A 25972-nucleotide genomic window follows, 5' to 3' on the forward strand; every position below is an offset into this window, starting at 1 on the left:
CGCGAGATTTTTGCTCTGTTTGCGACATGCCGGCGGGATATTTTTTCATTCGTCCCCCTGGCCGCCTCCAGCAATCGCCGGCGGCGGCCCTCGGACCGCCACCGGCAGCTCTCAGTCGAGGCGGGCAAAACGCCCCGGGACGAAATGGCTGACATCGTTGAAGCCCGGTGTCGAGGCGTGCCCCGGGGTCACCAGGGAGTCGACGAAGGCTTCGTCCTCGGCGCTGATGCGCACGGCCAGCGCCCGGGCATAGGCGTCCCATTGGGCCTCGGTGCGCGGGCCGACGATGGCCGAGCTCACCGCCTGGTTGTTCAGCACCCAGGCAATGGCGAACTCGACGATACCCACCCCGCGGCCCTGGGCGTACTGCTGGACCTGCTGGGCGATGCGCAGGGACTCCACTCGCCATTCGGTCTCCAGGATGCGCTTGTCCTGGCGGCCGGCGCGGCTGTCGCTGTCCGGGGTCGCGTCGGGTGCGTACTTGCCGCTGAGCACGCCGCGGGCCAGTGGGCTGTAGGGCACCACGCCCAGGCCATAGGCACGGGCCGCGGTGATCTGCTCGCCTTCGGCCTGGCGGTTGACCAGGTTGTACAGCGGCTGGCTGATCACCGGGCGCTCCACGCCCAGCTGGTCGGCAATGCGTACCGCTTCGGCGATCCGCCAACCCCGGTAGTTGGACAGCCCCCAGTGTCGGATCTTGCCCTGGCGCAGCAGGTCGCCGATGGCCGCGATGCTCACTTCCAGCGGCGTGTCGTGGTCCTCGCGGTGCAGGTAGTAGATGTCCAGGTAATCGGTGCCGAGCCGGGTCAGGCTGGCCTCGATGGCGTTGCCGATGTGCTTGCGGTTCAGGCCGCTGCGATTGGGCACACCGTCGGCCGGGCCGAAGCCGACCTTGGAGGCCAGCACCCAGTCATGGCGGTGGCGGGCGATGGCCTCGCCGACGATCTCCTCGGAGCGGCCCTGGTTGTAGACATCGGCAGTGTCGATGAAGTTGATGCCCTGGTCCCAGGCCTTGTCGATGATGCGCAGCGAGTCTTCGGTGCTGGTCTGCTCGCCGAACATCATGGTGCCCAGGGTCAGGCTGGAAACCTTGAGGCCGGAGTGACCGAGGATGCGATAGCTCATGGGGCGGGATCCTTGTGCTGGAAAGGTGGCGGGGCCGCCCATCAAATACCAGAACCGCACGCCGGGGCAATGCCTGTCACGGACAGAGTTCGCGGCAGCGCTGGACCAGGAAGCTGTGCAGCAAGCGCACCCGTTCGGACACCTGCAGGCGGTGCGGGCACAGCAGGTTGAAGGGCAGTGGCTCCCCTTGCCAATCCGTGAGCAGTGGCACCAGGCGCCCGGCGCGAAGGTCCTCGGCCACATCCAGCCTTGCCTTGTAGACCAGGCCATGGCCGGCCAGGGCCCAGCGCCGGGCTACCTCGCCGTCGTCGCACGAGTAGTCGCCGCGTACCTGGACCTCGCGCACCTGGTCGTCCCGGCTGAAGCGCCAGAGGTCGTAGAGCTGGCCGTCGCGCAGGTAGAGCAGGGCGCTGTGCCGAGCCAGGTCCTCGGGCACCTGCGGTGCGCCATGGCGGGCCAGGTACTGCGGGCTGGCGCAGACCACCCGTCGATGTGCCGCCAGGATCGGCAGGGCCACCAGGCTGGAGTCCCCGGGCACGCCAAAGCGCAGCGCCACATCCACGCTCTCGCGAAACAGATCGGCATGGCGGTCGTTGAGCTGCAGTTGCAGGCGCAGTTGCGGGTGCTTGTCCTTGAATTCGTCGAGCCAGGGCAGCAACGCGTTGCGCCCGAAATCCGAAGGGGCCGACAGCTGCAGCACCCCGCATAGGCCCTGGCCCTGCTGCCTGAGCGCCTGTTCGCCATCCTCCAGGGCGGCCAGGGCCAGGCGCACGCTGTCCAGGTAGCGGCGACCTTCCGGGGTCAGGCGCAGGCTGCGGGTAGAGCGGGCCAGCAGGCGACTGCCCAGGCGGGTTTCCAGGCGTTTCAGGGCGATGCTGGCCGCCGCTGCGGTGAGGCCAAGGCTGCGCGCCGCCGCGGAAATACTGCCTTCGTCGGCAATGCGAACGAAGATCTCCAGGTCGAGGATCGAGCTCATTGATAAAAATCCTTTAAAGATCCTTGCGGTTTAAGCGGATTTTTCTTCGATTGGCAAGCGGTGAAGATGTAATCCCTTTACTTCACAACAGGTGATCGCAATGACTCTTTCCAATCCAGGCTTGCATAAGCAGACCGTCGTGGTCATCGGTGCCGGCAGTGGCATCGGCGCCGCCGTGGCGCACCAGGCCGCCGCCCGTGGCGCCCGGGTAGTGCTGGCCGGGCGCGATCTCAAGGCCTTGCAGCGCCAGCAGGCACGCCTGCCGGAGTCGGCCCGGGCGCTGAGCGTGGATATCACCGACAGCGCCAGCCTGGAGGCCTTGTTCCAGGCCGTGGGCGGCTTCGATCACCTGGTGATCAGCGCCGGTCCGGCCATCGCTCCCAAACCCTTGGCCGACACTGACCTGCAGGACGCCCAGCGGGCCTTCGAGGTCAAGTTCTGGGGTGTCTGGCGCTCCGTGCAGGCCGCGCTGCCATACCTGGCGGCACGGGGCAGCATCAGCCTGACCTCGGGCATGTTGTCGCGCAAGATGGTCCCGGGGCAGGTGCTCAAGACCACCCTCAATGCCGCCCTCGATGCCCTGGGCAAGCACCTGGCCAAGGAGCTGGCGCCACGGCGGGTGAACGTGATCAGCCCAGGGATCACCTATACCGAGGCCTACGCCGGCATGCCCGCCGATGCCCGAGCGGCGATGTTCGCCAAGGCGGCCGCGAGCTTGCCGGTCGGCCGGGTCGGGGAGCCGGGGGAGGTGGCGGCGGCTTTCATCCTGGCCATGGAGAACGGCTTCATCAACGGCAGCCTGATCGATGTCGACGGTGGAGGCCTGTTGTGAACTGGCGCTTCGACCACCTGGCCTTCAACACCGATGGTGGCTCGACCCTGCCCCAGGCCTTTGCCGAGCTATTGGGGCTGCAAGCGGGCCGCCGTCCGCCGTTTCCCTTCCCCGGGCGCTGGCTGTACCAGGATGATCAGGCGCTGGTGCATGTCATCGAGCAGGATGCTTGCCCCGCGCCACAGCTGAGCCATATCGCCTTCAGCACCCAGGAGGCCGCTGCCGCGGTCTTGCTGCGGGTGCAGGCCAGCGGTCTTGAGTACCAAGTGGCGCAGGTGCCGGAAGATGGCCTCTGGCAGATCTTCGTGCGCCTGCCCGGTGGCCTGCTGCTGGAGCTGGACGCCCCGGCATCGGGGGCGTTGACCGGCAGTCATGATTACGCCCGGCATCCTGGCGCGCCGGACTGAAGCCGCCACGAAAAAAGCCCGTTCCAGCCGATGCTCGAACGGGCTTCTGGCGTTGCCGGGGTTCAGCGATGCAAGGTGCGGGTCATGCGCAGGGCCAGCAGGCTGCCGGCGACGATCACTGCCGCCAGCAGGTACAGGGCGGCATCGGTGGAACCGGTGCTGTCCTTGACCCAGCCGACGATGTAGGGGCTGAGGAAGCCGGCCATCTGGCCCATGGAGTTGATCAGCGCCAGGCCACCGGCAGCCGCCCCGGCGCTGAGCAGCGCGGTAGGCACCGGCCAGAACATCGGCAGGCCGGTGAGGGCACCCATGGTGGCGATGCTCAGGCCGAGGATGGCGATGGCCGGGTTGGCGGCGAAGTTCACCGCGATCAGCAGCCCCACGGCGCCCATCAGCATGGGTACCACGAGGTGCCAGCGGCGCTCCTTGTTCAGGTCTGCCGAGCGGCCTACCAGCAGCATGAACACCGCCGCCAGCAGGTAGGGGATCGCGCTGAGCCAGCCGATCACCAGGTTATCGGCGAACCCCAGGTTCTTGATGATCGACGGCAGCCAGAAGTTGATGGCATAGACCCCGCTCTGGATGCAGAAGTAGATCAGGCCGAAGGCCCAGATCGCCGGGTTCTTGAACACCTGGGCCAGGGAGTCGCTGGCGGTCTTGGGCTGGTTGGCGGCGTCTGCGGCCTGGTCGGCCTCGAGCATGGCGCGCTCGGCCGGGCTCAGCCACTTGGCGTGGGCGAAGCCGTCGCTCAGCAGGAAGTAGGCCAGGGCGCCGAGCACCACGGTGGGGATGCCCTGCAGCAGGAACATCCACTGCCAGCCGGCGAGGCCACCCTGGCCTGCGGCGAAATGATTGAGGATCCAGCCGGAGAACGGGCTGCCCAACAAGCCCGAGACCGGGATCGCCGACATGAACAGGGCCATGATCCGGCCACGGCGGAAGGTCGGGAACCACTGCGACAGGTACAGCACCACCCCTGGGAAGAATCCGGCTTCGGCGGCCCCGGTAAACAGGCGCAGGGTGTAGAACTGGGTTGGCGTAGTGACGAACAGCAGGCAGGTGGACAGCGTACCCCAGGCGATCATCATCAGGGCGATCCAGCGCCGCGGACCGAAGCGGGTCAGCGCCAGGTTGCTGGGCACGCCGCACAGCACGTAGCCGATGAAGAAGATCCCGGCGCCCAGGCCATAGACCGTTTCGCTGAACTTCAGGGCGTCGAGCATCTGCAACTTGGCGAAGCCGACGTTGACCCGGTCCAGGTAGTTGAACAGGTAGCAGATGAAGATGAAGGGGATCAGGCGCAGGGTGATGCGCTTGTAGACGGCGTTCTTGTCGTCAGCCTGGGCCAGGGCGGCAGCGGCTCTGTGTGACATGCTGGATCTCTCTTTATTATGATTTTGCACGGTGCAAAGGGTAACGTTGACCGCCCCGAGAGTCTCGGCCACCCTGGCGCCGCTGTCTTTGTGCCGGCGCACAGCGAATACCGTGCCCCCCTGTGCCACTGAACAACGCCGCGCGTGCCGTGGCCCGCCCTGTCGTAGCCAACCCAAGGATCACCGAGCATGTTCGAACTCGATCATGACCTGGCACAGGACATCGTCGACCGCACGATGGCCATCCTGCCCAACAACGTCAACGTCATGGACAGCCAGGGCCTGATCCTGGGCAGCGGCGAGCCGGAGCGCATCAATACCCGCCATGAGGGCGCGCAGCTGGTATTGGCCAACGGCCGGGTGGTGGAGATCGACGAACCCACCGCCCGCCGGCTCAAGGGCGTGCAGCCGGGGATCAACCTGCCGCTGTTGCACGACCAGCGCTTGATCGGCGTGTTGGGCATCACTGGTGATCCGGCGTTGCTGCGCACCTATGCCGAACTGGTACGCATGACCGCCGAAATGCTGGTGAGCCAGCGACACCAGCAGGCCGAACAGCAATGGCGCCGCCAGCGCTGCGATGACCTGCTGGCATTGCTGCTGGGCGAGGGTGGCGACTCGCCGCGCCTGGTGGACGAGGCGCGGCAGATGGGCCTCAAGCCGCAATTGGCGCGCATTCCCTATCTATTCGAGCTGGGGCTGGAAGCCGGGGCGGGGCAGGACGTCGATGCCCTCAGCGCCTGGTTGATGTCCCGCTATCCGGACAGCTGGTGCGTCAGTGCCGCGCAAACGTCGTTGCTCTGGTGCCGGCCGGCGAGCCTGACCCTGGACGACCCGCGCCTGCTGGAGCGGCTCGTCGGCCTGGGCTGGGATATCCAGCGGGTGGCGGTGGGCGGTCCGGCCGAGGGCCTCTCGGGGTTGCGCCGTTGCTACCGACGGGTCAGCGACCTGCTGGCCTATGGGCGCGACATCCTGCCCGCTACTCGCCTGCTGACCCTGGATCGCTACCGGCTGCCGGTGATGCTCTGGCGCCACCGCAACGAGGATGCCCTGGACGAGTTGCTCAGCCCCTTGCACAAGGTCCTGGCCAAGGACGGCAACGGTCAGTTGCTCGCGACCCTGCGCAGTTGGTGCGAACACGACGGCCAGAGCCAGGCCTGTGCCGACGCCCTGGGCATCCACCGCAACAGCTTGCGCTACCGCATGGAGCGCATTGCCGAACTCAGCGGCGTCGACCCGTTGCGCCTGGACGGCATGCTGTCGCTGTACCTGGCCGTACAACTGCTGCCCCAGCAACCCGCCACCCAATTCGCACCTGAATAACGGCGGTGCCGGTATTACGGATGCTGCGCCCCGGTCGCAGACTCGCTGGCGCTCGACAGCGGCTACTCCTGCAGGACGACCCTGTAGCCGCTGCCGAGCCTGCGAGGCTGCGTACGAGGACGCAGTCCTCGCCAAGCGGCCATGGGTTCCACCTGGATAACGGCGCTCCATCATCCCCGCTGCGCAGCTTGTAGCAATGAACAATAAAGTGCCTGCGCCCTTGTGCAGCGGACCGGCGTCAGCCGCTGCGGCAAATGGCAGCATGGCGCCATGAGAACTGGAGAAACCCCATGAAAATCATCATCGCCCCCGACTCGTTCAAGGACAGCCTGAGTGCCGAAGGCGTGGCCCAGGCCATTGCCCAAGGGCTGGCCGAGGCCTGGCCCGAAGCCCAGGTACTGCAGTGCCCGATGGCCGATGGTGGCGAGGGCACGGTGGAGTCGGTACTCGCCGCATGCCAGGGGCAACTGCGCAGCACCCGGGTCCAGGGCCCGCTGGGTAGCGAAGTGCAGGCCCGCTGGGGCTGGCTGGCATCGAGCCACACGGCGATCATCGAAATGGCCGAGGCCAGCGGCCTGCAACTGGTGCCGCCAGGCCAGCGCGATGCCTGCCACAGCAGCACCTTCGGTACCGGTGAACTGATCCAGGCGGCCCTGGACGCCGGCGCCCGGCGCATCATCCTGGCCATCGGCGGCAGCGCCACCAACGACGGCGGGGCCGGAGCCCTGCAAGCCCTGGGGCTCAAGCTGCTGGACCGCCGGGGCCAGGTGTTGCCCCGGGGTGGCCTGGCCCTGGCCGACCTGGCCAGCATCGAGCTCGACGCCATGGACCCGCGCCTGGCCCAGGTGCGTTTCGAGATCGCCGCCGACGTCAATAATCCCCTGTGTGGCGAGCAGGGGGCCTCGGCCATCTTCGGCCCGCAAAAGGGTGCCTCGGCGCAGCAGGTAGAGGCCCTGGACCAGGCCCTGGGGCACTTTGCCGATCTCTGCGCCCAGGTGCTGCCCAGGGACGTGCGTGACGAACCCGGCAGTGGCGCCGCCGGTGGCCTGGGATTCGCCGCCAAGGCGTTTCTCGGCGCGAGGTTCCGCCCCGGGGTGGAAGTGGTCGCCGAGCTGGTAGGGCTGGAACAGGCGGTGCGTGGCGCCGACCTGGTGATCACTGGCGAAGGACGCTTCGATGCCCAGACCCTGCGTGGCAAGACGCCCTTCGGCGTGGCGCGGATCGCTCGCCAGCAAGGGGTGCCGGTGATCGTCATCGCCGGCACCCTCGGCGAGGGCTACCAGCAGATGTACGCCCATGGCGTGGACGCGGCCTTCGCCCTGACCTCCGGGCCCATGAGCCTGGAACAGGCCTGCGCCGAGGCCCCGCGATTGTTGCGTGAGCGGGCGGTGGACATCGCCCGGCTCTGGCGCCTGGCCGCTACCCGCCAGGCTAGTGTCTAACAGGCCGTTGAAAAACGTAGGCGAGGCAGCCAGCGCCAGGCAAAAACAGGCGAAAAAGCGCAGTTTACGAGTGGTAAATGAGCATTTTAAGCTTGTTTTTAACGCAGCGATGGAAACGCAGGTAGATTTTCAACGGTCTGCTAGCGCAAGCCCCGCTCAGTAGACCCCACCCTCGCTGCTGGGGGCGTCCTGGGCCTTGTACTGCCCGGCCAGGTTCTGCAAACCCTTCATCAGCACCGTGGTGTCCACCCCCACCGCGACGAAGTTGGCTCCCAGCTCGATGCAACGCCGGGCCAGGCCCGGGTCGGCGCTGAGGATGCCCGCGGCCTTGCCGGCCTGGCGCACCCGCAGGATGGCGTCCTCGATCGCCGCGACCACCTGCGGATGCCCGGGATTGCCGCGATGACCCATGGCCGCCGACAAGTCGGCGGGGCCAATGAACACGCCATCGACACCCTCGACCCGGACGATTTCGTCCAGGTTGCGCAAGCCCTCCAGGTTCTCGATCTGCACCAGCAGGCACATGTGTTCGTCAGCCTGGTCCAGGTAGCCGGGGATGCTGTTCCAGCGGGAGGCCCGGGCCAGGGCGCTGCCGACCCCGCGAATGCCCTGGGGCGGATAACGCATGGCGCTGACCAGCTGGCGCGCCTGGGCCGCGCTTTCGACCATGGGCACCAACAGGGTCTGGGCACCGATATCCAGCAACTGCTTGATCAGCGCGGTATCGCCGATCGGCGGGCGGACGATGCCGTGGGCACCGTAGGGGGCGATGGCCTGCAATTGCCCCAGCAAGCTGCGCAGGTCGTTGGGGGCGTGCTCGCCGTCCAGCAGCAGCCAGTCGAAACCGGCATTGGCCGCCAGCTCGGCGCAGTAGGCATTGGCCAGGCCCAGCCACAGGCCGATCTGTGGCTCGCTGCCTTGCAGGCGTTGCTTGAACAGGTTCTGCGGCATGTCCATGGCGTTCTCCTCAGACGAAACGGCAGGCGATGCTGCCCAGTTGGTCGTAGTCGACGTGGAATACATCCCCCGGGTGCGCGGCCACCGGACGGGTGAACGAGCCGCCAAGGATGATCTGCCCGGCTTCCAGGCCGACGTCGTAGGCCGCCAGCTTGTTGGCCAGCCAGGCCACGCCCTTGGCCGGGTGGTTGAGCACCGCGGCCGAGACCCCGGACTCTTCGATCACGCCGTTGCGGTACAGCACCGCCGGCACCTTGCGCAGGTCCACGTCGCCGGGGCGCACGGCCCGGCCACCCATTACCACCCCGGCGTTGGCGGCGTTGTCGGAAATGGTATCGAAGACCTTGCGCGTGGCCTGGGTCTGCGGGTCCACCTGCTGGATGCGCGCGTCGATGATCTCCAGCGCCGGGATCACCCAGTCGGTGGCCTCCAGCACATCGAACAGGGTGCAGCCGGGGCCCTTGAGGGGCTTGCCGAGGATGAACGCCAGCTCCACCTCGACCCGCGGCACGATGAAGCGCTGGAAGGGAATGTCACTGCCTTCATCGAACAGCATGTCGTCCAGCAGGGCGCCGAAGTCCGGCTCGCTGATGTTCGACGACACCTGCATCGCCCGGGAGGTGAGGCCGATCTTGTGGCCCACCAGCCGGCGGCCGTCGCGGATCTTGCGTTCCACCCAGCTGCGCTGGATCGCATAGGCATCCTCGATGCGGATATCCGGGTATTCCAGGGACAGCTGGCCGATCTGTTCGCGGCTGCGTTCGGCGGCATCGAGGCGCGCTGCGGCCTGTTGGATGGCGGAGGGGCTGAGCATGTTCATTTCTCTTGTGGGTTGACGATATGGGCCGGCACCCAGAGCACCAGCCAGGCGCCCAGGGCGATCAGCAGGGCCAGGGCATACAGCGCCAGGCTGGCGCTTTGGGTGGCGTCACGCACCACGCCGATCAGGTAAGGCGCGAGGAAGGCCGCGACGCTGCCGAAGGAGCTGATCAGGGCGATGCCCGCAGCCTGGGTATTGCTGGCCAGAAAGGCCGGCGGCAGTTGCCAGAACATCGGCAATGCGGCGCTGGCGCCCATGCCCGCCACCAGCAGGCCGAACATCACCAGCCAGGGGTTCTGTGGCGCCAGGGCGGTCAGCGCCAGGCCCAGGCAGGCCATCAGCAGCGGCACGGCCAGGTGCCAGCGGCGTTCGCGCAGGCGGTCCGAGGAGCGACCGACCGCCAGCATGAACAGACAACCGGCGAGGTAGGGCAGGGCGCTGAGCAGGCCGACGTCGCCGTCCCCGGCCACGCCGGAATGGTGGATCAGGGTCGGCATCCAGAAGGCGATGGTATTGACCGCCAGCATCACCGCGAAATAGATGCCCACCAGCAACCAGGCGTGGCGGTCCTTGAGAATGTCGCTGAAGCGGTTGATGGATTTGCGCTGCTCCTCTTGCTGCTGGGTCTTGTGCAACCAGGCCTTTTGCGCGGCGCTGAGCCACGTGGCCTGGTCGATGCTGTCCGGCAATGCCTTGAGCACCAGCAGCCCGAGCAGCACCACCGGCAGGCCCTCGATCAAAAACATCCATTGCCAGCCGCGCAAGCCGCCCCGGTCATGGAAATTCTCCAGGATCCAGCCCGACAGCGGGCCGCCCAGGACCCCGGCCATGGGCACGGCGATGGCGAACAGCGCGGTGGCCTGGCCACGGCGGTCGGCGGGGAACCAGCGGTTGAGCAGCACCAGGATGCCGGGAAAGAAGCCGGCCTCGGCCACCCCCAGCAAGAAGCGCAGCACATAGAAACCCCAGGCGTCCTGGACCAGCATCAGCGCGCTGGACAGCAGGCCCCAGACCAGCATCAGCAGGGCGATCCAGCGCCGTGGCCCGACCCGCTCCAGGGCCAGGTTGCTGGGCACGCCGAACAGCGCGTAGGCGATGAAGAACAACCCGGCGCCCAGGCCGTAGACGCTGTCGCTGAAGCCCAGGTCCTGGGTCATCTGCAACTTGGCGAAGCCGATGTTGATCCGATCCAGGTGGGCGAAGATGTAGCAGACGAACAGCAATGGCATCAGGCGCCAGGTGATCTTGCGATAGCAATCGTTGGCCTCGGCCAGCGGGGCCTGGGCAATGGCAGGGCGGGACATGGGCATGGCCTCGTTGTTGTTCTTGTGGGTTGCGCAAGCCGCCGGTTACGGCGGCTACAGCGACTTGAGGAAGGCGTGGACGTTGTTGTGCTTGAAGTTGAGCTCGGCCTCCAGCTCGCTCATCTCGAACGACAGGGCCAGCAGGCGCTGGGCCTGCAACTGGGCGAAGTGCGCCTTGATGATCTGGAACAGGCCCTCGGCCACCTGGCGCCGGGTTTCAAGGTCGCGCCCGGCCCCCACTTGCAGGCGCATATGGACGAAGGCGTAGTCATGCTTGCCGTCGGCCATGCGCCAGGTGTCCAGGCGTACCCCGCGGCTGCGGATGCCGCCCAGGGGGAACACGCCACTGGCGCCCAGGTAGTCGTGGACCTTTTCGAACAGCCCCGGCAGGTCGGCCTGGGCTTCGATGTTGTCGGTGTATTCAGCGATGAAATGCGGCACGGGAACCTCCTTTGTGGGCAGCGGCAAGTGGCAAGCCGCAAGCTGCAAGAGGGATCTCCTGTGGCTGGGGCTCGCGGCTCACCGCTGCTCTTGGCGTTTTCTTGCAGCTCGTAGCTAGAAGCTTGTCGCTGCCTTCACAACGGAAAAATGGCGTTGATCTGGCCGGTGCCGGAGCTGCCGAACAGCGGCGTGACGATCTCGGCCGGGCGGTTGTACTCGGGGCCGCCCAGCAGCCCGAGGAGCATCGCGGTGTCGTGCATCTTGCCTTCGCCATAGCAGTGCTCGGCGTAGTCGGGGAGCATCGCGCAGAACTCGCGGAAGCGGCCCTGCTGCCACAACTCCACCACGCGCTGGTCGACCTGCTTGTCGAATTCCCGGGTCCAGTTGTGGATGTTGGCCTCGGCCTCGCGGTCATCGGAAAACCGGTGGGACAGGGAGCCGGAGGCCAGCACCAGGACCTTGCGGTCGCTCTTCTCGATGGCCCGGCGCACGGCGGCGCCGAAGGTGAAGCTGTCGGCCAGCTTGTGCCAGGCGCACCAGGCAGCGATGGACACCACCTGGAAATGCTCGGCGGCGGGCACGTCCATGTGCATGTAGCGCATGGGTACCAGGGTCCCGTACTCCAGCTCCAGGCTGGGGATGTTATGGGCCAGGGCGCGCACGTCGGCGGCGTTGGCCTCGGCGGCGATCAACTCCCCAAGCGCCGGGCAGCCCGGGTAGTCGTAGGTCATGTTCTTGATGAAATGCGGCAGCTCGTTGCTGGTGTAGGTGCCGTTGAACACCTCGCCGCAATTGATGTGGTAGCCGCTGTTGACCAGCCAGTGCACATCGAACACCACCGCGGTGTCGGCGCCCAGGGCCCGGGCCCGGCGAGCGATTTCCTTGTGCCCGGCGATGGCCGCCTCGCGGCAGCCGTGGTGCTTGCCCGGCAACTCGGACAGGTACATCGATGGAACGTGGCAGACCTTGGCGGCCATGACGACTTCGCCCATGGTGCTTCTCCTGAAACATCTTATTGTTGGGGGATCCGGGACGGTCCTGAACCTTACCAGACCGTTGAAAAACGTAGGCGAGGCAGCCAGCGCAAGGCGAAAGCAGGCGAAAAAGCGCAGTTTACAAGTGGTAAATGAGCATTTTGACCGGGCTGGCGCACCAGCCTGTTTTCAACGCAGCGATGGCAACGCAGGTAGTTTTTCAACGGCCTGTTACACGCCCCAGCGCGGGATGTGGTGGCTGCCCATGGAGAGGCAGACGTTCTTGATCTCGGCGAACACCTCGAAGCTGTATTCACCCCCTTCGCGCCCGGTGCCCGAGCCCTTGACGCCGCCGAATGGTTGGCGCAGGTCGCGCACGTTCTGGCTGTTGATGAACACCATGCCGGCCTCGATGCCCCGGGCCAGGCGGTGGGCCTTGCCGATGTCCTGGGTCCAGATGTAGGACGCCAGGCCGTACTCGGTGTCGTTGGCCAGGGCCAGGGCCTCGGCTTCGTCCTTGAACGGGATCAGGCACACCACCGGGCCGAAGATCTCTTCCTGGGCGATGCGCATCTTGTTGTCCACGTCGGCGAACACCGTGGGCTGGATGAATTGCCCGCGCGACAGGTGCGCCGCCAGGCCGGCCGGCCGCTCCAGGCCACCGGCCAGCAGGGTCGCGCCTTCCTCGATACCGATGCGGATGTAGCCGGTGACCTTGTCGTAGTGCTGCTGGGTGATCATCGAGCCGACCTGGGTCTTGGGGTCGGTCGGGTCACCGACGATCAGGCGCTTGGCCCGGGCCGCGAACTCCTTGACGAACTGCGGGTACACGCTTTGCTGGATGAAGATCCGGCTGCCGGCGGTGCAGCGCTCGCCATTGAGCGAGAAAATGGTGAACAGCGCGGCGTCTAGGGCCCGTTCCAGGTCGGCGTCCTCGAAGATCAGCACCGGCGACTTGCCCCCCAATTCCATGGAGTACTTCTTCAGGCCCGCAGTCTGCATGATCTTCTTGCCGGTGGCAGTGCCGCCAGTGAAGGAAATGGCGCGCACATCCGGGTGGCGCACCAGGGCATCGCCGGCGGTGGCGCCATAGCCCTGGATCACGTTGAGCACGCCGTTGGGAATGCCGGCTTCCACGGCCAGGCGTCCTAGTTCGTTGGCGGTCAGCGGCGATAGCTCGCTCATCTTCAGCACCGCAGTGTTGCCCAGGGCCAGGCAGGGCGCGGTCTTCCAGGTGGCGGTCATAAAAGGCACGTTCCACGGTGACACCAGGGCGCAGACCCCCACCGGCTGGTACAGGGTGTAGTTGAGCATCTGGTCGTCCACCGGGTAGCTGTGGCCGTCCATGCGGGTGCAGACCTCGGCGAAGAAATCGAAGTTGTGCGAGGCCCGGGGAATCAGCACGTTGCGGGTCTGGTGGATCGGCAGGCCGGTGTCCAGGGTTTCCAGCTCCGCCAGTTGCGGCACGTTCTGGTCGATCAGCTCACCCAGGCGGCGCATCAGGCGTGCGCGTTCCTTGGCCGGGGTATTGGCCCATTTCGGGAACGCTTCCTTGGCCGCAGCCACCGCACGGGCCACTTCCTCGGCGCCGCCGCTGGCGACTTCGCCGATGGCCTCGCCGGTGGCCGGGTTGTAGTTGACGAAGGTGTCGCGGCTTGCGACTTCGCGGCCGTCGATCCAATGCTTGATCATGCTGTTGCCCCTTGTGCTGGATGGGCGAAGAACTCGGCTTCGCTGACGATTCGGTTGACCAGGCGCCCTACGCCTTGCACTTCCACCACCACTTCATCGCCGGGCACCACGTCGGCCAGGCCCTCGGGGGTGCCGGTGGCGATCATGTCGCCCGGTTGCAGGGTCATGAAGCTGGAGAAGTATTCGATCAGGTAGGGAATGTCGAAGATCATGTCCGCAGTGGTGCCTTCCTGCTTCAGCTCGCCGTTGATCCAGGTGCGCAGCTTCAGGTTGCCGGGATCGGGCACGTCGCCGACGTCGACGATCCAGGGGCCCACCGGGGTGGTGGCATCGCGGTTCTTCACCCGCAGGTTGGGGCGGTAGTAGTTTTCCAGGTAGTCGCGGATGGCGTAGTCGTTGCACACCGTGTAGCCGGCCAGGTAGTCGAGGGCGTCGGCGCGCTTGACGTTCTTCGCCGGCTTGCCGATGACCGCCACCAGCTCGCACTCGTAGTGCATGTAGGCCACGCCATCCGGGCGCCAGGTCCGCTGGTTGTGGCCGGTGTAGGTGCCCGGTGACTTGATGAACGCCAGGGGCTCGGTGGGCGGGGTGAAGGCCAGCTCGCGGGCGTGGTCGGCATAGTTCAGGCCCAGGGCGAACATGTTGCCGGTGGCGGGCGGCAGCCAGGTGACCTGTTGCTCACCGAGCGTGCGGCCATCGGCCAGGCGCACGTTGTGCTGGTCGTCGACCTGGACCCTGTGAACCTTTCCTTCGAACAGGATGCGGGCGTGTTTCATGGGCGAGCCTCCTGTGGCGCGACGATGTGGTTGGTGAGGCGGCCCAGGCCGCTGATCTCGATATCGACGCGATCACCGGGCTGCACGTCGACCCGGCCTTCGGGGGTGCCGGTGAGCAGCACATCGCCGACGTCCAGGGTCATGAATTCGCTGAGCTCGGCGATCAGCCGGGCCACGCTGCGGACCTGGTTGGCGGTGGTGTTTTCCTGCACCACCTGGCCATTGACCAGCAGCTTGATGGTCAGCGCCTGCGGGTCGGCGACCTCGGCGGCCGGCACCAGGACCGGGCCCAGGGCGCAGAAGCCGTCGCGACACTTGGCCTTGACCGCCGGGCGGTAGTAGCTGTCCTCCGGCAGGCTGAATTCGTTGGCGATGGTGTAGCCGGCCACGTGTTCCAGGGCCTGGGCTTCGCTGACCCGACTGGCGCGCTTGCCGATCACCACGGCCAGGGCCGGGCCCGGTTGCAGCCGTTCGCCGGCCGGATGCTCGACAGCGCCGTCGTGCTGGTTGCGGGTGTTGGGGGTCTTGATGAACAGCACCGGCTTCACCGGCGGCTTCTGGTAGGGCGGCTGGCTGAAGCTCTCTAGGTGCTCGTGCAGCAACCCCTGGTAGTTCAGCGCCACGCCGAACAGGGTGCCGCCAGCGTGGTCGTTCAAGGCTCGGCTCATCGAGCGTCTCCTGGTTGCGGGTCTCGGGCCCGTGCGGCGCTTGCCGGTCGCGGGATGAATTCGTTAATGTGTTAACGTTATATTTAATATGTTAACGATCGTCAAGCAGCTGTCTTGCATGTTGTGCCGCACCCTGGCGGGTAAGCGGCGAATCACCCAGGATGGCCCAGGCCCGCGTGCTGAAAACAACAAGAGAGGGGCGCCATGCACCCACGCCAACCGATCCCAAACATCAACATCGGCCAGGTCTACGACCAGCGCTACGCCGATGCCCAGGTGCATTACGACAAGCTGAGCAACCTGGCCGGTTTTTTCGGTCGCAACATGCCGGTGCACCGCCATGACCGGTTCTTCCAGGTGCACTACGTGCAAAGCGGCGCGGTGCGCGTCTACCTCGACGACCGGCAATACCTGGAGTCCGGGCCGATGTTCTTCCTCACGCCGCCGACCATCGCCCATGCCTTCGTCACCGAGGCCGATGCCGAGGGCCATGTGCTCACGGTGCGCCAGCAACTGGTATGGGAGTTGATCGGCGCAGACCCGGCCCTGGCCCCGGCTCCCCAGGTGCCGCCGGCGTGCGTGGCCCTGGGCCGGCTCGGTGCCGGGTTCGCCGGCGAGGTGCGGCGCCTGGAATGCCTGTTCCATGAATTGCAGCAGGAGATCGACGGGCAGCGGGCCGGGCGCGAGCCGGCGCTGCAAGCCTTGACCCGGTTGCTGCTGATCAGCCTGCTGCGGCTCTCGGCCAACTCCCTGGAAGCCCGCCCGGCGCGCCATGAAGACCTGCAGATCTTCCATCGCTTCAACGAGCTGATCGAGGCCCACTACCTGGAGCACTGGCCCCTGGGGCGTTATGCCGGGCAGATCGGGGTGACCGAGGCGCGGCTCAACGATGTTTGCCGGCGCATCGCCGACTTGCCGTCCAAGCACTTGGTTTACGAACGCCTGATGCAGGAGGCCAAGCGCCTGTTGCTGTTCACCGGCAGCTCGGCCAGCGAAATCTGCTACCAGCTGGGGTTCAAGGATCCGGCCTATTTCAGCCGGTTCTTCCAGCGCTATGCCAAGGCCGCCCCAGGCGAGTATCGGGCGCGCCAGGGGCTGGTCACGTCGCCTGTGCCGGGTCACTGAGTGCAACAGCCGGGCTGGGTGGGCAGGCGCCGCCCGCAGGCCTTGCCGGTGGTATTCGAAACCTGGCGAGCGTGGCAGAATCCGCGCCTTTTCCGACAAGGAGCGTCGTCATGCTGCGTCCCGTTGCGTTGTCCCTGCTGATGCTTGGCGCCATGGCCTGCCAGGCCCGGGAGCTGCCCGAGCTGACGCCGCTGTGGCAGCAGCAGAAGGGCTGGATCAGCGCGTGCGACAACCGCCGCGATTGCCAACTGCTCTATGTGCCGAACATCGAGTTTGCCGAGCAGGTCAACCACCTGACGCTGATCATCCGCAGCCAGGCCGGCCCCGCGGGGCGGGTGCAACTGCAACTGGAGCACCAGGGGGCGCCATTCCAGCTGCAGGCGTTGCGCCTGGATGGCCAGCCGCTGGAACCAGCCTTGCTGGCGGCTTTGGTCGAGGAACCGCAGGGCCCAGACAGTAACCCAGAGCAACAGTATTACCGGGTCGAGGACCAGGCCCTGGCCCGCCAGTGGCTGGCACGGCTGCAGGCCGGGCAGGTGCTGGAGCTGCCCGGTGAGGAGCCGGCCCAAGTGCTCCTGGCGACTCTGCCGCACTTGCTGCACCGGGTGGACCAGGTCCAGCACCGCCAGGGCACGGCCAGCGCCCTGGCCGAACCCGGCGAGCAGCCAGCGAGCTCGGTGCCCCGGGTCCAGCCGCCCCGGGCATTGCGTCCCTACCCGGGGGTGACGCCCCTTGGCGTTCAGGAACGTGCAGGGCTGCTGGCGGCGGTGCAGGCGGCATTGCCGGCACCGAAGGCCGTGCAAGACGATGACTACGTCATGCCGCCGAGGATCGAGGTCTATCCCCTGACCGAGCAGCAGGCGCTGGTGTTCGAGTTTTCCGACTGCGGCGCCTACACCTGCCTGTTCGATATCAGCAGCCGCTCGCGGAGCGCGCCATACGGGCTGCAAGCCCTGCAGATACAAGCGTTGCCGGCTGGCAGTGTCGACCATGCCGGTGGCCTCAACTATGACCCCGAGACCGGCCTGCTCAGCAGCTACCTGATGGGGCGCGGCATAGGCGACTGCGGTGAAATGGCCAGTTGGCACTTCGACGGCCAGACCTTCCAGCTTACCGACTACCGGCGCATGCCCAACTGCAGTGGCCTGGGCTACGACCAATGGCCGGTGCTCTGGAGCGCCGAGGTGCCGAAGCGCTCCTGAGCCCGGCATCAGGTGCAAGCCTCACCCTGGGGCACGAGGCTCGCTTGCGCCCGCGCGCTGGCCAGCACCAGGTCGGCGGCCTTCTCGCCGATCATGATCGCTGCGGCGTTGGTGTTGCCGGTGATCAGCTGCGGCATGATCGAGGCGTCCGCCACCCGCAGCCCCTGCAGGCCATGGACCCGCAGCTGGTCGTCCACCACCGCCCATTCGTCATGGCCCATCTTGCAGCTGCCCACCGGGTGGAACACCGTGCCCAGGTTGTGGCGGATCCACTGCTCGATCTGTTCCTGGCTCTGCACCTGCGGCCCGGGCACCAGCTCGTCCTGCAGGTGTTGGGCGAAGGCCCGGGTCGCCGCCAGCCGGCGCACCAGGCGCAGGCCGGCCACCAGCTTGCGCATGTCCTCCGGGTGGCTGAGGAAGTTGGCCTCGATCAGCGGCTTGTCCTGCGGGTCGGCCGAGTTGAGGCGCACCCGGCCGCGGCTTTGCGGGTGCATTACCGCCACATGCAGGCTGATGCCATGGCCTACCGGCACCAGGCGTTGCGGCTGGTTCTTCAACGCCGGGGCGACGATCAGGCCCAGCTCCGGCACCGGCGAGTCCGGGTCCAGGCGCAAGAAAGCCCCGGACTCCACCGTGTTTGACGTCAACGGCCCCCGGCGCCGGGCCAGGTACTGCCAGGGCGAGCGGGCCAGGGGCAGTAAGCCCCGGGGCGACAGGCCGTAGCTCAGCTCGGGACGGCAGCGGTACATCAACACGATGTCCTGGTGGTCCTGCAGGTTATGGCCGACCCCGGGCAGGGCATGGCGCTGGGCGATGCCATGGCGTTGCAGCTCCTCGGCGGGACCGATCCCCGAGAGCAGCAACAACTGCGGCGAGTTGATCGCCCCGGCGCAGAGGATCACCTCGCGCCGCGCCAGCAGCTGGCGCACCTGGCCGTCCTGGCTGACCTCCACGCCACAGGCGCGGTTGCCTTGCAGCGACACTCGATGGCTCAGGGTGCTGCTCAGCACCGTCAGGTTCGGGCGCTCCAGCACCGGGTGCAGGAAAGCCCGGGCTGCACTGCAACGCTCGCCGTTGACCTGGGTAACGTGAAAGGGCCCGAAACCTTCCTGCTCCGGCCCGTTGAAGTCCGGGTTGTAGCTCCAGCCCAACTCCGTGGCCGCCTCGAAGAACACCCGGTTCACCGGACTGGGGCTGCGCTGCTCGGCGACGTTGAGTTCGCCGCCACGACCATGCCAGGGCGCGTCCCCGGGCTCGAAGTGCTCCGAGCGCTTGAAGTAGGGCAGCAACTCGTCATGGCTCCAGCCCTGGTTGCCGGCGGCGGCCCACTGGTCGTAGTCGTGGCGATGGCCACGGATGTAGATCATGCCGTTGATGGCGCTGGAGCCGCCCCAGACCCGACCCCGGGGGCAGGGGATCGGGCGTCCGCCGCTGGTGGCCTGGGCGCTGAAGGCATGCATCCAGTTCCAGCGCGGGTTGGCGATCAGGCGGATGATGCCCGCCGGCGTGCGTATGTAGGCGCCCGGCAGCAGGCTGCGGTCGCTGGGGCCGGCCTCGATCAGGCACACCTTGAGGCTGGGGTCGGCGGACAGTCGGTTGGCCAGCACGCAACCGGCGGAGCCGGCGCCGACCACGATGTAGTCGTAGCTGTGGGGTGGAGTTTCAGGCATGGCGGTGACCTCTTGGGCAGTCGGGGAAATCCATCTCACAACCCCAGCAGCGAGCCGACGTCCAGGCTCACTTGCAGGCCGACGACAAAGCCGTTGCCGCTCAGCTCGCGGGCTTCGGGGTTGTAGAAATTGTCCGGGTTGATCAAGTACTGGACGCTAGGCTCCAGGGTTAGTTGCCGGGTCAGGGCGATGTTCGCGTTGGCTTCCAGGGCATAGACATTGCGCCGGCCCAGGCGCGAGTCGCCGTCGTTGGCGATCCGTGCCTGCTGCTGGAAGCGCAGTTGGTGATCGTTCAGGCGCAGGTAGCTGGCCTTGAAGTTGAGCTTGTCTTGCGGGCGGTCGAAGGGCGCGAGATAGGTCAGGCCGGCCTCGGCGAAGTGGCTGAAGGGTTGCTTGGCATCGGCCGCCGCCGACAGCGAGCCGAACAGCAGCAGGGCCTGTGGCGCGCTGCCTGATCCGCCGTCGGCGCGCCACACAGCCTGCTGGAACTTGAAGAAGGCGCCAGCGCTGCCGAAGGCGGTGGCGCCGGTCAGCGGGTCTTCCTGCTTGGAGGTGTTGTAGTAGCCGTTGAGCTCGTAGTGAAAGCCATAGCCGTCCTGCCGCTGGCTGCCCACGCCCAGCAGCAGGCTGGTGCCGCTGGCATCGTCGGTGCTGAAGTCCAGGCCCTGGCGATGCTTGAGGTAGTCCACCGGGTTGGATTCGAAGGCACCGCCATGCAGGTACCACTGCGGCGTCACCTGATACTTCAGGTAGCCGCCCCAGGCCCCGTAGGGTGGCGGCAGGATACCGGTGGAGGCCTCGATGATCGGGTCGTTGCAGGTCACCGTGCTCTCGCAGTTGTAGATGTAGAAATAGCGCCGGGCGTTGGTCCGCCCCAGGCTCAGGTCGACCTGGCCGTCGAGCCAGGTCTGCTGGTAGGTCAACAGGCTCAGCTGGTTGCTGGTCAGGTCGTTGTGGATCGGCGCGCCGCCGAAGTAGCTGCCGGCGGCCCCTTGCCAGTTGCGCGAGGTGGGTACGCCGGTCCCCTGGTCGAGGATGAACAGCGTCTGCTCGACATGCAGGGCCGCACCGTCCAGGCCGGCGAAGGTCGCAAGGTCGATATCGGCGCCGACGAACAGGTCGCCGCTGTTGCCGAAGCTGTGGGGCCGGGGGCCGGTATCGAGGTTCTTCATGGACAGGCTGAGGAACTGGATATGCGGGGTGACGCCTTGTCCGGCCAGGTAGTCGCCCAGGCCGGCCAGCGGTCCGCTACGCGGTTCGCTGGCGGTAGCGGCAAGGCCGGGCAGGGGCAACAGCAGGGCGGCCAGCAGCGGGCCGAGAGCATGGGTGGCATTCATGTCGGGTACTCGTTTGTTGTTGTTCTTGTGGTGAGTGATGAACAGCGCCTCGATCAGGCTTCGGCCAGGGCCGGGCAGGGGTTTACCAGCACCTTGATCTGGCACTTGTCCTGCAGCAGGACCTCGAAACCCTCCGTTACCGCCTGCTCCAGGGACAGGCAGCGGCTGACCAGCCGCGACAGATCCAGGGCCTTGCTGGCCAGCAGCTCCAGCAACTGCGGATAGACGTCGCGGTAGCCGACGCTGCCCAGCAGGCGCAGCTCGTTGTTGACCAGGTGGAAGGCATCGAATTGCACCTGGCCCATCAGCCCCACCAGCACCGCTTCGCCGCCTTTGCGCAGGCTGTGCAGGGCATGGTCCAGGGTCTGCTGGCTACCGGCCGCCTCGAAGGCGCTGTCCAGCCCGCCATCGCTCAACTGCCGCAGTCGCTGGCGCAAGTCGGGCGCCGCGCCATCCAGGGCTTGGGTGGCCCCAAGTGCCAGGGCCAGTTGCCGGCGCCCGGGGTCCAGGTCCACGGCATAGATGCGCTCGACCCCACGGAGCCGGGCCAGCATTACCAGCAGCAGGCCAATGGGCCCCAGGCCGAACACCGCGCAGCTGGCGCCGGGTTGCAGGCTGCTCTGGTTCAGGGCGTGGCAGGCCACGGCCGCCGGTTCCAGCAACGCCGCCTGGCGGAAACTGACGCTATCGGGCAGCCGGTGCAGCATGTAGGCCGGAACCAGCGCCTGTTCGGCAAAACCGCCGTCGCCCATCAGGCCGATGAAACCCATGGACTCACAGAGGTTGTACTGGCCCGCCTGGCAATACCGGCATTGGCCGCAACGGTATTCCGGTTCCACCGCCACCCGCTGGCCGAGCAGCCCGGGATCGACCCCGGGTCCCAGGGCCAGCACCTGGCCGCAGAACTCGTGGCCCAGGGTCACGGGTGCCCGGCAACCGGACAGCGGATGCGCCTGCTGCTGGGGGATGGAGTGCGGGCCATTGGCGTATTCGTGCAGGTCGCTGCCGCAGATGCCGCAGTAGGCGACTTGCAGCAGCACCTGGCCAAGGCCGGGCTGGCGCAGTTGTACCTGGCTCAGGCGCAGGTCGCGGGCAGCATGCCAACGCAGTGCTTTCATGGGCGTTCTCCTTGCAGGGTCGGTGAGTGGAGGTTCGCGGCCTGACGCCGGGCCAGCACCGCCGGCGCGGTTTCCTTGAGCAGCAGCGCCAGGGCCGCGGCCAGCAGCGCACCGGCGCAGGACATCCACATGACGATCGACAAACCGAAGCGATCGGCGGCGAAGCCGGCGAGGGTCGGGGCGACGAAACCACCCACCAGCTCCCCGATGCCCATGATCAGCCCCAGGGCCGTGGCCATGACTTCCCGGGGCACGGTCTCCGCCGGGATGGTGGCCATGAACAGGGTGAAGCAGCCCAGCCCGGTGTAGGTCAGCAGCATCAGCACGCCCAGCAGCCACGGCGTGGGCGCGAAGAGCAGGGCCAGGGGACAGCAGGCCGCCACCAGCGAGAACAGCACCAGGGTCGGGCGCCGGCCGATGCGGTCGGAAATCGCCGGTACGCCGAACCCCCAAAGCACCCAGGCACCGCCCAGGCAGCTCATCACCGTGCCCATGCTGGCCGGGCTGTAGTCGCGGACCTTGACCAGGAAGGTCGGGGTGAAGGAGATCAACACAATGAACCAGGTCAGGAAGAAGCAGCTGATCAGGGTGCACAGCAGGATGTTGCGGCTCTTGAGCAGCGCCAGCCGACTGATACCGTTGCTGCTCGGGCCCTGTACGGACGCTGCGCGGCTGGGCGCATCCGGCTGGACGTAGTGCCAGATCAGCAGGGCGATCAGCAAGCCGGGCACCAGCGAGATGATGAACGCATGGCGCCAGCCGTAGGCCTCGGCCAGGGCCACCAGGACCGGCGGGCCGATCACCGCCCCCAGCAGGCCGGCGGCCGAGCCTTGCAGCAGGCCCATGTTCAGGCCCCGACGGTGAGGCGAGGAAGCTTCCACCATCAGCGATTGCGACAGCGGCAGGATCGGCCCTTCGGCCAGGCCCATGATGGCGCGAAACAGCAGCAGGCTGAGAAAGCCGGTGACCAGACCCGACAGCGCCGAACACAGCGAGAACAGCAGCACCGCAACGATCAAGAGCGGCTTGCGCCGGCCCCGGCGGTCCGACCAGGCCCCTACCAGCGCCCCGGAAACCGCCCAGGCCAGGGCCAGCACCGAAGACAGCAAGCCCAGGTGGCGGTTGCCCAGTTGCAACTCGTCGGCCATGAAGGGGAACAGGAAGGACAGCGCCAGGCGGTCGAAAAACACGAAGCCGAAGGTCAGGAACAGCACCCCCAGCAAGGTGTTCTCGTAGCTGGCCTTGTTGTTTTTATAAGCCATGGTGATTCTCCGCACGCAGGTCGAGGCCGTGATCAGCGAAACAGGGTGTCGATATGGGCCGCGCCCAGGCCGATGTTTTCGTAGTGCGCACGGCACATGGCGATGTAGGAATGCACGTCGAAGTAGCCGTCGGGCTCGCCCTGTTCGTCGAGCCAGATCAATGGGCCCTTGACGATGAAGAACACCCGCATCGGCTGCTCGTGTTCGTAGGCCACCAGGGTGTGGCCTTCGCCTGGGGTCTCGTAGACGAAGTCGCCGGCGGTGGCGGTCCATTCGTGCTCCAGGTAACCCCACTTGCCGGACAGGGTGTAGGCGAAGACCTCGTGGGGGTGGTAGTGGCGGTTGACCAGCCCGGCGCTGCTGGCCATCAGGATGTCGCACCAGCGGTTCTCGCTGGGGGAGATCCACAGCGGGCGCGAAGATACGGTCTCGGTGAAGGGCACGTACAGGCTCAGGTCGTCGCTGGCGGCGTCGGGCAGGTAGACCTCGGGCTTGGCGTCGGGCTTGAAGCAGTTGGCGATGGGCTGCAGGTCTTTCCAGAACTCTCGGGTGGCGGCTTCAGGCATGGTCGGTCTCTCTTGTTGTCGTGGAGTCGTCGGTGCAATGCCAGCGGGGCTGACGGCACGACTCTAGGCCGGCCAGGGGCTGGCGGTTTGTCCGGATCGGACCGCTTTGTTGTCGGTTTCGGACGGTTGCTCCACGGCGGTTGCCAGTGGGCGGGGGAAGTTGACAGGTGAGATCATTCAGATATTAATGAATGGCCGCAGGCCACGGGCTCCGTGGCTCCAGGTGCCTGGACGGAGCCTTGCCGCCCGGGAAACATCCCGCTGCCATGAGAAGAACAACAATGTCTCCATGCGCCTTGCTCGAAACCCGCCACGCCAGCACCCAGTCCATCGACCGGGACCTGCGCCTGGCATTCTGGGAGGACTACAACGCCAGCACCCTGGTGGGGCTCAAATGCAACTCCTACGCCGAGAGCGGTTTCACCGCCCGCCAGGACAACCTGCACTTGAGCGCCATGCGCCTGGCGCGGATCGTCGGCAATGAACATGTCGTGGAGCGTGACCGTTCGATGATCCGTGGCGTGCCCAAGGAGTCGATCTTCGTCTCCCTGGTCACCGACAGTGGTTCGTTCTTCTACCAGGGCGGCACTTGTCAGTTGTTGGAGCCGGGCGAGCTGGTGGTGTATCGCACCGACAAGCCCTACCTGTTCGGTTTTTCCACAGCCATGCGCCAGTTCATCTTCGATATTCCCCAGGAGCAGTTCGCCCGCCGTTGCCTGCGGCGCTTCGACCAGCCGTTGAAGATCGGCGTGCAGGGCGGTGGCCAGCGTCTGTTGTTGCGCACCCTGGCCGAGCGCACCCGGGGGTTTTTCCAGCAACCCTTGTGCGGCGCGGCCGAGGACTACCAGGAGCAAACCTTCGAACTGCTGGCCAGCCTGATCGCCGGGCAAGTGGGGCAACGGCCGATCAACGCCTTGAGCGCCTCCTATCTGCTGGCGGCCAAGCAGTACATCCAGGAGCACCTGGCGGACCCGGAGTTGAGTTGCGAGCGGGTGGCGGCGCAGGTCGGTGTGTCGCCGCGCCACCTGGCCCGGTTGTTCGCCCTGGAGGAGTGGCTGCCCAGCCGCTTCATCCTGGAGAAGCGCCTGCAACAGGCCCAGCAACTGCTGTGCAGCCCCCGGGGGGCTGCGCTGGATATCAGCGAGATCGCCTATCGCCATGGCTTTGCCAGCCAGGCGCACTTTGCCCGGGCCTTCAAGGCCCGCTACCAACTCACGCCCAGTGAAGCGCGGCGCCACGGCTCCACGCCAGCTTGAGGGCGCCTTAAAAAACGTAGGCGAGGCAGCCAGCGCAAGGCAAAACCCGGGCCAAAAAGCGCATTTTACAAAGGGCTAAATGAGCATTTTGACCGGGCTGGCGCACCAGTCGGTTTTTAACGCAGCGATGACAACGCAGGTAGTTTTTAGAGGCGCCCTTGAGTGGCCGGGCGCCGCAGGGCTCAGTGAGCGAAGGCCTCCAGGGTCTGGGCCTGGCGCTCCAGCAGCTGGCGTTGCAGGGCCAGGACCGGTTCCTTGGGCTGCTGCAGGCGCACGAACTCCAGCATCGGGTCGGTGACCGCCGTGCGGATGCCTGACAGTGCCTCCAGGGTCGCCAGGCCACAGAACGGCACGTAGGCCTCGGAGTAGCCGCCTTCATGCACCAGCACCAGGCGCCCGCCACACAGGCGCGCGGCGGCGTCGCGCAGGCACTGGGTCATTTCGCGGAACGAGTCGCTGTGCAACAGCATCCGCGCCAGCGGGTCCACGGCGTTGGCGTCGTAGCCGCAGGCGACGATGATCAGTTGCGGCTCGAAGCGCTCCAGCGCCGGCACCACGATGCGCTGCATGGCTTGCAGATAGGCGTCGTGCCCGCCGCCGGGCAGCAGCGGAACGTTGATGTTGCAGCCCAGGCCCGGGCCGCGCCCACGGTCCTGCTCGCCGCCGTAGCCGGCCGGGAAACAGCCGTCCTGGTGCAGGGACAGGGTCAGTACATCGGCGCGCTCCTCGAAGATCGCCTGGGTGCCGTTGCCGTGGTGCACGTCCCAGTCGATCACCGCCACCTTGCCCAGGCCGTGGCGGGCCTTGGCCGCCTCGATGGCGATGGCGATGTTGGCCAGGAAGCAGAACCCCATGGCCTGGTCGGCCAGGCAGTGGTGTCCCGGTGGCCGGGACAGGGCGTAGGCGTTGTCGGCCTCGCCGCTGAGCACCGCATCCACCGCGGCGATGGCCAGCCCGGCAGACAATTTGGCGATTTCATAACTGCCGGGCCCCACTGGTGCCTGGTCGCCCAGCTCGCCGCCGCCGGCATCGCTCAGGGCCTTGAAGCGTTGCAGGTAGGCGGCGCCGTGGACCCGCAGCAGGTCTTGGTCGCTGGCCGGTTCGGCGCTGCGCAGTTGCAGTTGGCGGGTCAGCCCGCTGACATCCATCAGGCTTTTCAGCCGGCGCTTGGTTTCTGGCGACTCGGCATGTCCGGCCGCGGCCGGTGGCTGCACCCAACCGCCTACCGGCAGGGTCAGGCTGTGGGGGCTGGCGCTGTGCCACAGGCACAGTTCATCGAAGAAAAACGCGGTTTTGCAGGTCATGGTGATATCCATCGTTCAAGAA

General features: G+C 66.7%; 24 protein-coding genes. 7 read left to right on the plus strand and 17 right to left on the minus strand.

Features of this window, described 5'->3' with window-relative positions; genetic code table 11:
* Window positions 1-111: 111 nt before the first annotated feature.
* Both GDH07_RS10720 and GDH07_RS10725 read right to left on the minus strand, forming a co-directional pair.
* A complete protein-coding gene (locus tag GDH07_RS10720; protein ID WP_103326075.1) occupies window positions 112-1125 on the minus strand; it encodes an aldo/keto reductase in 1014 nt (337 codons plus the stop codon).
* Between the two features lie 76 nt (window positions 1126-1201).
* A complete protein-coding gene (locus GDH07_RS10725) occupies window positions 1202-2101 on the minus strand; it encodes a LysR family transcriptional regulator (protein ID WP_152897510.1) in 900 nt (299 codons plus the stop codon).
* A 100-nt stretch (window positions 2102-2201) separates the two neighbouring features.
* Here GDH07_RS10725 and GDH07_RS10730 point away from each other — a divergent pair, with 100 nt between their 5' ends.
* Entirely contained in the window at window positions 2202-2933 is a 732-nt protein-coding gene (locus GDH07_RS10730) for an SDR family oxidoreductase (protein ID WP_152897511.1), read from the plus strand.
* On the plus strand, window positions 2930-3340 hold the full coding sequence (locus GDH07_RS10735) for a VOC family protein (protein WP_022639094.1): 411 nt from the start codon (window positions 2930-2932) through the stop codon (window positions 3338-3340). The genes GDH07_RS10730 and GDH07_RS10735 overlap by 4 nt, the downstream gene beginning before the upstream one ends.
* 62 nt (window positions 3341-3402) lie before the next feature.
* Here the strand turns inward: GDH07_RS10735 and GDH07_RS10740 are convergent, their stop codons facing one another.
* The gene (locus tag GDH07_RS10740; RefSeq protein WP_152897512.1) at window positions 3403-4713 is read right to left on the minus strand and encodes an MFS transporter; all 1311 of its coding nucleotides are present in this window, start codon (window positions 4711-4713) and stop codon (window positions 3403-3405) included.
* A gap of 189 nt (window positions 4714-4902) precedes the next feature.
* Between GDH07_RS10740 and GDH07_RS10745 the strand changes: the two genes are divergently transcribed.
* Both GDH07_RS10745 and GDH07_RS10750 read left to right on the plus strand, forming a co-directional pair.
* The gene (locus GDH07_RS10745; protein ID WP_152897513.1) at window positions 4903-6036 is read left to right on the plus strand and encodes a sugar diacid recognition domain-containing protein; all 1134 of its coding nucleotides are present in this window, start codon (window positions 4903-4905) and stop codon (window positions 6034-6036) included.
* A 290-nt stretch (window positions 6037-6326) separates the two neighbouring features.
* Window positions 6327-7478 (plus strand): glycerate kinase, encoded by a 1152-nt coding sequence (locus GDH07_RS10750; protein ID WP_152897514.1) that lies wholly within the window; start codon window positions 6327-6329, stop codon window positions 7476-7478.
* 156 nt (window positions 7479-7634) lie between these two features.
* Here the strand turns inward: GDH07_RS10750 and hpaI are convergent, their stop codons facing one another.
* From hpaI to GDH07_RS10790, 8 genes are all read right to left on the minus strand, one after another.
* Window positions 7635-8435, minus strand: a complete 801-nt coding sequence (gene hpaI / locus GDH07_RS10755) for a 4-hydroxy-2-oxoheptanedioate aldolase (RefSeq protein WP_103326081.1) — start codon at window positions 8433-8435, stop codon at window positions 7635-7637.
* A gap of 10 nt (window positions 8436-8445) precedes the next feature.
* The gene (hpaH, locus tag GDH07_RS10760; RefSeq protein ID WP_031319953.1) at window positions 8446-9249 is read right to left on the minus strand and encodes a 2-oxo-hept-4-ene-1,7-dioate hydratase; all 804 of its coding nucleotides are present in this window, start codon (window positions 9247-9249) and stop codon (window positions 8446-8448) included.
* A 2-nt stretch (window positions 9250-9251) separates the two neighbouring features.
* Window positions 9252-10559: an MFS transporter gene (locus GDH07_RS10765; RefSeq protein ID WP_022639089.1), complete on the minus strand. Its 1308-nt coding sequence runs from the start codon at window positions 10557-10559 to the stop codon at window positions 9252-9254.
* 54 nt (window positions 10560-10613) lie between these two features.
* Window positions 10614-11000 carry a tautomerase family protein gene (locus GDH07_RS10770; protein ID WP_053130723.1) on the minus strand — a complete coding sequence of 129 codons (387 nt, stop codon included), beginning with the start codon at window positions 10998-11000 and terminating at the stop codon, window positions 10614-10616.
* 134 nt (window positions 11001-11134) lie between these two features.
* Window positions 11135-11992 (minus strand): 3,4-dihydroxyphenylacetate 2,3-dioxygenase, encoded by an 858-nt coding sequence (hpaD, locus tag GDH07_RS10775; RefSeq protein ID WP_152897515.1) that lies wholly within the window; start codon window positions 11990-11992, stop codon window positions 11135-11137.
* A 213-nt stretch (window positions 11993-12205) separates the two neighbouring features.
* Entirely contained in the window at window positions 12206-13666 is a 1461-nt protein-coding gene (gene hpaE, locus GDH07_RS10780) for a 5-carboxymethyl-2-hydroxymuconate semialdehyde dehydrogenase (protein WP_152897516.1), read from the minus strand.
* The gene (locus GDH07_RS10785; protein WP_053130714.1) at window positions 13663-14442 is read right to left on the minus strand and encodes a fumarylacetoacetate hydrolase family protein; all 780 of its coding nucleotides are present in this window, start codon (window positions 14440-14442) and stop codon (window positions 13663-13665) included. Before GDH07_RS10785 ends, hpaE begins: the two co-directional genes overlap by 4 nt.
* Window positions 14439-15110: a fumarylacetoacetate hydrolase family protein gene (locus GDH07_RS10790; RefSeq protein WP_053130711.1), complete on the minus strand. Its 672-nt coding sequence runs from the start codon at window positions 15108-15110 to the stop codon at window positions 14439-14441. Before GDH07_RS10790 ends, GDH07_RS10785 begins: the two co-directional genes overlap by 4 nt.
* A gap of 204 nt (window positions 15111-15314) precedes the next feature.
* On the opposite strand from GDH07_RS10790, the gene hpaA reads away from it, so the two are divergent.
* A complete protein-coding gene (hpaA, locus tag GDH07_RS10795) occupies window positions 15315-16235 on the plus strand; it encodes a 4-hydroxyphenylacetate catabolism regulatory protein HpaA (RefSeq protein WP_022639084.1) in 921 nt (306 codons plus the stop codon).
* A gap of 110 nt (window positions 16236-16345) precedes the next feature.
* Window positions 16346-17437 carry a DUF1176 domain-containing protein gene (locus GDH07_RS10800; protein ID WP_152897517.1) on the plus strand — a complete coding sequence of 364 codons (1092 nt, stop codon included), beginning with the start codon at window positions 16346-16348 and terminating at the stop codon, window positions 17435-17437.
* A gap of 8 nt (window positions 17438-17445) precedes the next feature.
* On the opposite strand, the gene GDH07_RS10805 is transcribed toward GDH07_RS10800, so the two are convergent.
* Genes GDH07_RS10805 through GDH07_RS10825 form a run of 5 tightly spaced genes read right to left on the minus strand, consistent with a single transcriptional unit; the run spans window position 17446 to window position 23390 of the window.
* Window positions 17446-19107 (minus strand): GMC family oxidoreductase, encoded by a 1662-nt coding sequence (locus GDH07_RS10805; protein WP_053130705.1) that lies wholly within the window; start codon window positions 19105-19107, stop codon window positions 17446-17448.
* A 35-nt stretch (window positions 19108-19142) separates the two neighbouring features.
* On the minus strand, window positions 19143-20444 hold the full coding sequence (locus GDH07_RS10810) for a carbohydrate porin (protein ID WP_152897518.1): 1302 nt from the start codon (window positions 20442-20444) through the stop codon (window positions 19143-19145).
* Window positions 20445-20497: 53 nt separating this feature from the next.
* Entirely contained in the window at window positions 20498-21562 is a 1065-nt protein-coding gene (locus GDH07_RS10815) for a 2,3-butanediol dehydrogenase (RefSeq protein WP_152897519.1), read from the minus strand.
* A complete protein-coding gene (locus GDH07_RS10820; RefSeq protein WP_152897520.1) occupies window positions 21559-22824 on the minus strand; it encodes an MFS transporter in 1266 nt (421 codons plus the stop codon). Before GDH07_RS10820 ends, GDH07_RS10815 begins: the two co-directional genes overlap by 4 nt.
* 32 nt (window positions 22825-22856) lie before the next feature.
* Window positions 22857-23390 carry a 2,4'-dihydroxyacetophenone dioxygenase family protein gene (locus GDH07_RS10825; protein ID WP_022639076.1) on the minus strand — a complete coding sequence of 178 codons (534 nt, stop codon included), beginning with the start codon at window positions 23388-23390 and terminating at the stop codon, window positions 22857-22859.
* Between the two features lie 281 nt (window positions 23391-23671).
* On the opposite strand from GDH07_RS10825, the gene GDH07_RS10830 reads away from it, so the two are divergent.
* Entirely contained in the window at window positions 23672-24646 is a 975-nt protein-coding gene (locus GDH07_RS10830) for an AraC family transcriptional regulator (protein ID WP_152897521.1), read from the plus strand.
* Window positions 24647-24828: 182 nt separating this feature from the next.
* Here the strand turns inward: GDH07_RS10830 and GDH07_RS10835 are convergent, their stop codons facing one another.
* Window positions 24829-25950, minus strand: a complete 1122-nt coding sequence (locus GDH07_RS10835) for a class II histone deacetylase (protein ID WP_178124041.1) — start codon at window positions 25948-25950, stop codon at window positions 24829-24831.
* Between the last annotated feature and the right edge of the window lie 22 nt (window positions 25951-25972).

The sequence above is a fragment of the Pseudomonas piscis genome, assembly GCF_009380155.1.
GTDB classification, from domain to species: Bacteria; Pseudomonadota; Gammaproteobacteria; order Pseudomonadales; family Pseudomonadaceae; genus Aquipseudomonas; species Aquipseudomonas piscis.

Coding starts and splice junctions, on each gene's coding strand:
- GDH07_RS10720 (WP_103326075.1), bottom strand. CDS start 1,125: ATGAGCTATCGCATCCTCGGTCACTCCGGCCTCAAGGTTTCCAGCCTG.
- GDH07_RS10725 (WP_152897510.1), bottom strand. CDS start 2,101: ATGAGCTCGATCCTCGACCTGGAGATCTTCGTTCGCATTGCCGACGAA.
- GDH07_RS10730 (WP_152897511.1), top strand. CDS start 2,202: ATGACTCTTTCCAATCCAGGCTTGCATAAGCAGACCGTCGTGGTCATC.
- GDH07_RS10740 (WP_152897512.1), bottom strand. CDS start 4,713: ATGTCACACAGAGCCGCTGCCGCCCTGGCCCAGGCTGACGACAAGAAC.
- GDH07_RS10745 (WP_152897513.1), top strand. CDS start 4,903: ATGTTCGAACTCGATCATGACCTGGCACAGGACATCGTCGACCGCACG.
- GDH07_RS10750 (WP_152897514.1), top strand. CDS start 6,327: ATGAAAATCATCATCGCCCCCGACTCGTTCAAGGACAGCCTGAGTGCC.
- hpaI (WP_103326081.1), bottom strand. CDS start 8,435: ATGGACATGCCGCAGAACCTGTTCAAGCAACGCCTGCAAGGCAGCGAG.
- hpaH (WP_031319953.1), bottom strand. CDS start 9,249: ATGCTCAGCCCCTCCGCCATCCAACAGGCCGCAGCGCGCCTCGATGCC.
- GDH07_RS10765 (WP_022639089.1), bottom strand. CDS start 10,559: ATGTCCCGCCCTGCCATTGCCCAGGCCCCGCTGGCCGAGGCCAACGAT.
- hpaD (WP_152897515.1), bottom strand. CDS start 11,992: ATGGGCGAAGTCGTCATGGCCGCCAAGGTCTGCCACGTTCCATCGATG.
- hpaE (WP_152897516.1), bottom strand. CDS start 13,666: ATGATCAAGCATTGGATCGACGGCCGCGAAGTCGCAAGCCGCGACACC.
- GDH07_RS10785 (WP_053130714.1), bottom strand. CDS start 14,442: ATGAAACACGCCCGCATCCTGTTCGAAGGAAAGGTTCACAGGGTCCAG.
- GDH07_RS10790 (WP_053130711.1), bottom strand. CDS start 15,110: ATGAGCCGAGCCTTGAACGACCACGCTGGCGGCACCCTGTTCGGCGTG.
- hpaA (WP_022639084.1), top strand. CDS start 15,315: ATGCACCCACGCCAACCGATCCCAAACATCAACATCGGCCAGGTCTAC.
- GDH07_RS10800 (WP_152897517.1), top strand. CDS start 16,346: ATGCTGCGTCCCGTTGCGTTGTCCCTGCTGATGCTTGGCGCCATGGCC.
- GDH07_RS10805 (WP_053130705.1), bottom strand. CDS start 19,107: ATGCCTGAAACTCCACCCCACAGCTACGACTACATCGTGGTCGGCGCC.
- GDH07_RS10810 (WP_152897518.1), bottom strand. CDS start 20,444: ATGAATGCCACCCATGCTCTCGGCCCGCTGCTGGCCGCCCTGCTGTTG.
- GDH07_RS10815 (WP_152897519.1), bottom strand. CDS start 21,562: ATGAAAGCACTGCGTTGGCATGCTGCCCGCGACCTGCGCCTGAGCCAG.
- GDH07_RS10820 (WP_152897520.1), bottom strand. CDS start 22,824: ATGGCTTATAAAAACAACAAGGCCAGCTACGAGAACACCTTGCTGGGG.
- GDH07_RS10825 (WP_022639076.1), bottom strand. CDS start 23,390: ATGCCTGAAGCCGCCACCCGAGAGTTCTGGAAAGACCTGCAGCCCATC.
- GDH07_RS10830 (WP_152897521.1), top strand. CDS start 23,672: ATGTCTCCATGCGCCTTGCTCGAAACCCGCCACGCCAGCACCCAGTCC.
- GDH07_RS10835 (WP_178124041.1), bottom strand. CDS start 25,950: ATGACCTGCAAAACCGCGTTTTTCTTCGATGAACTGTGCCTGTGGCAC.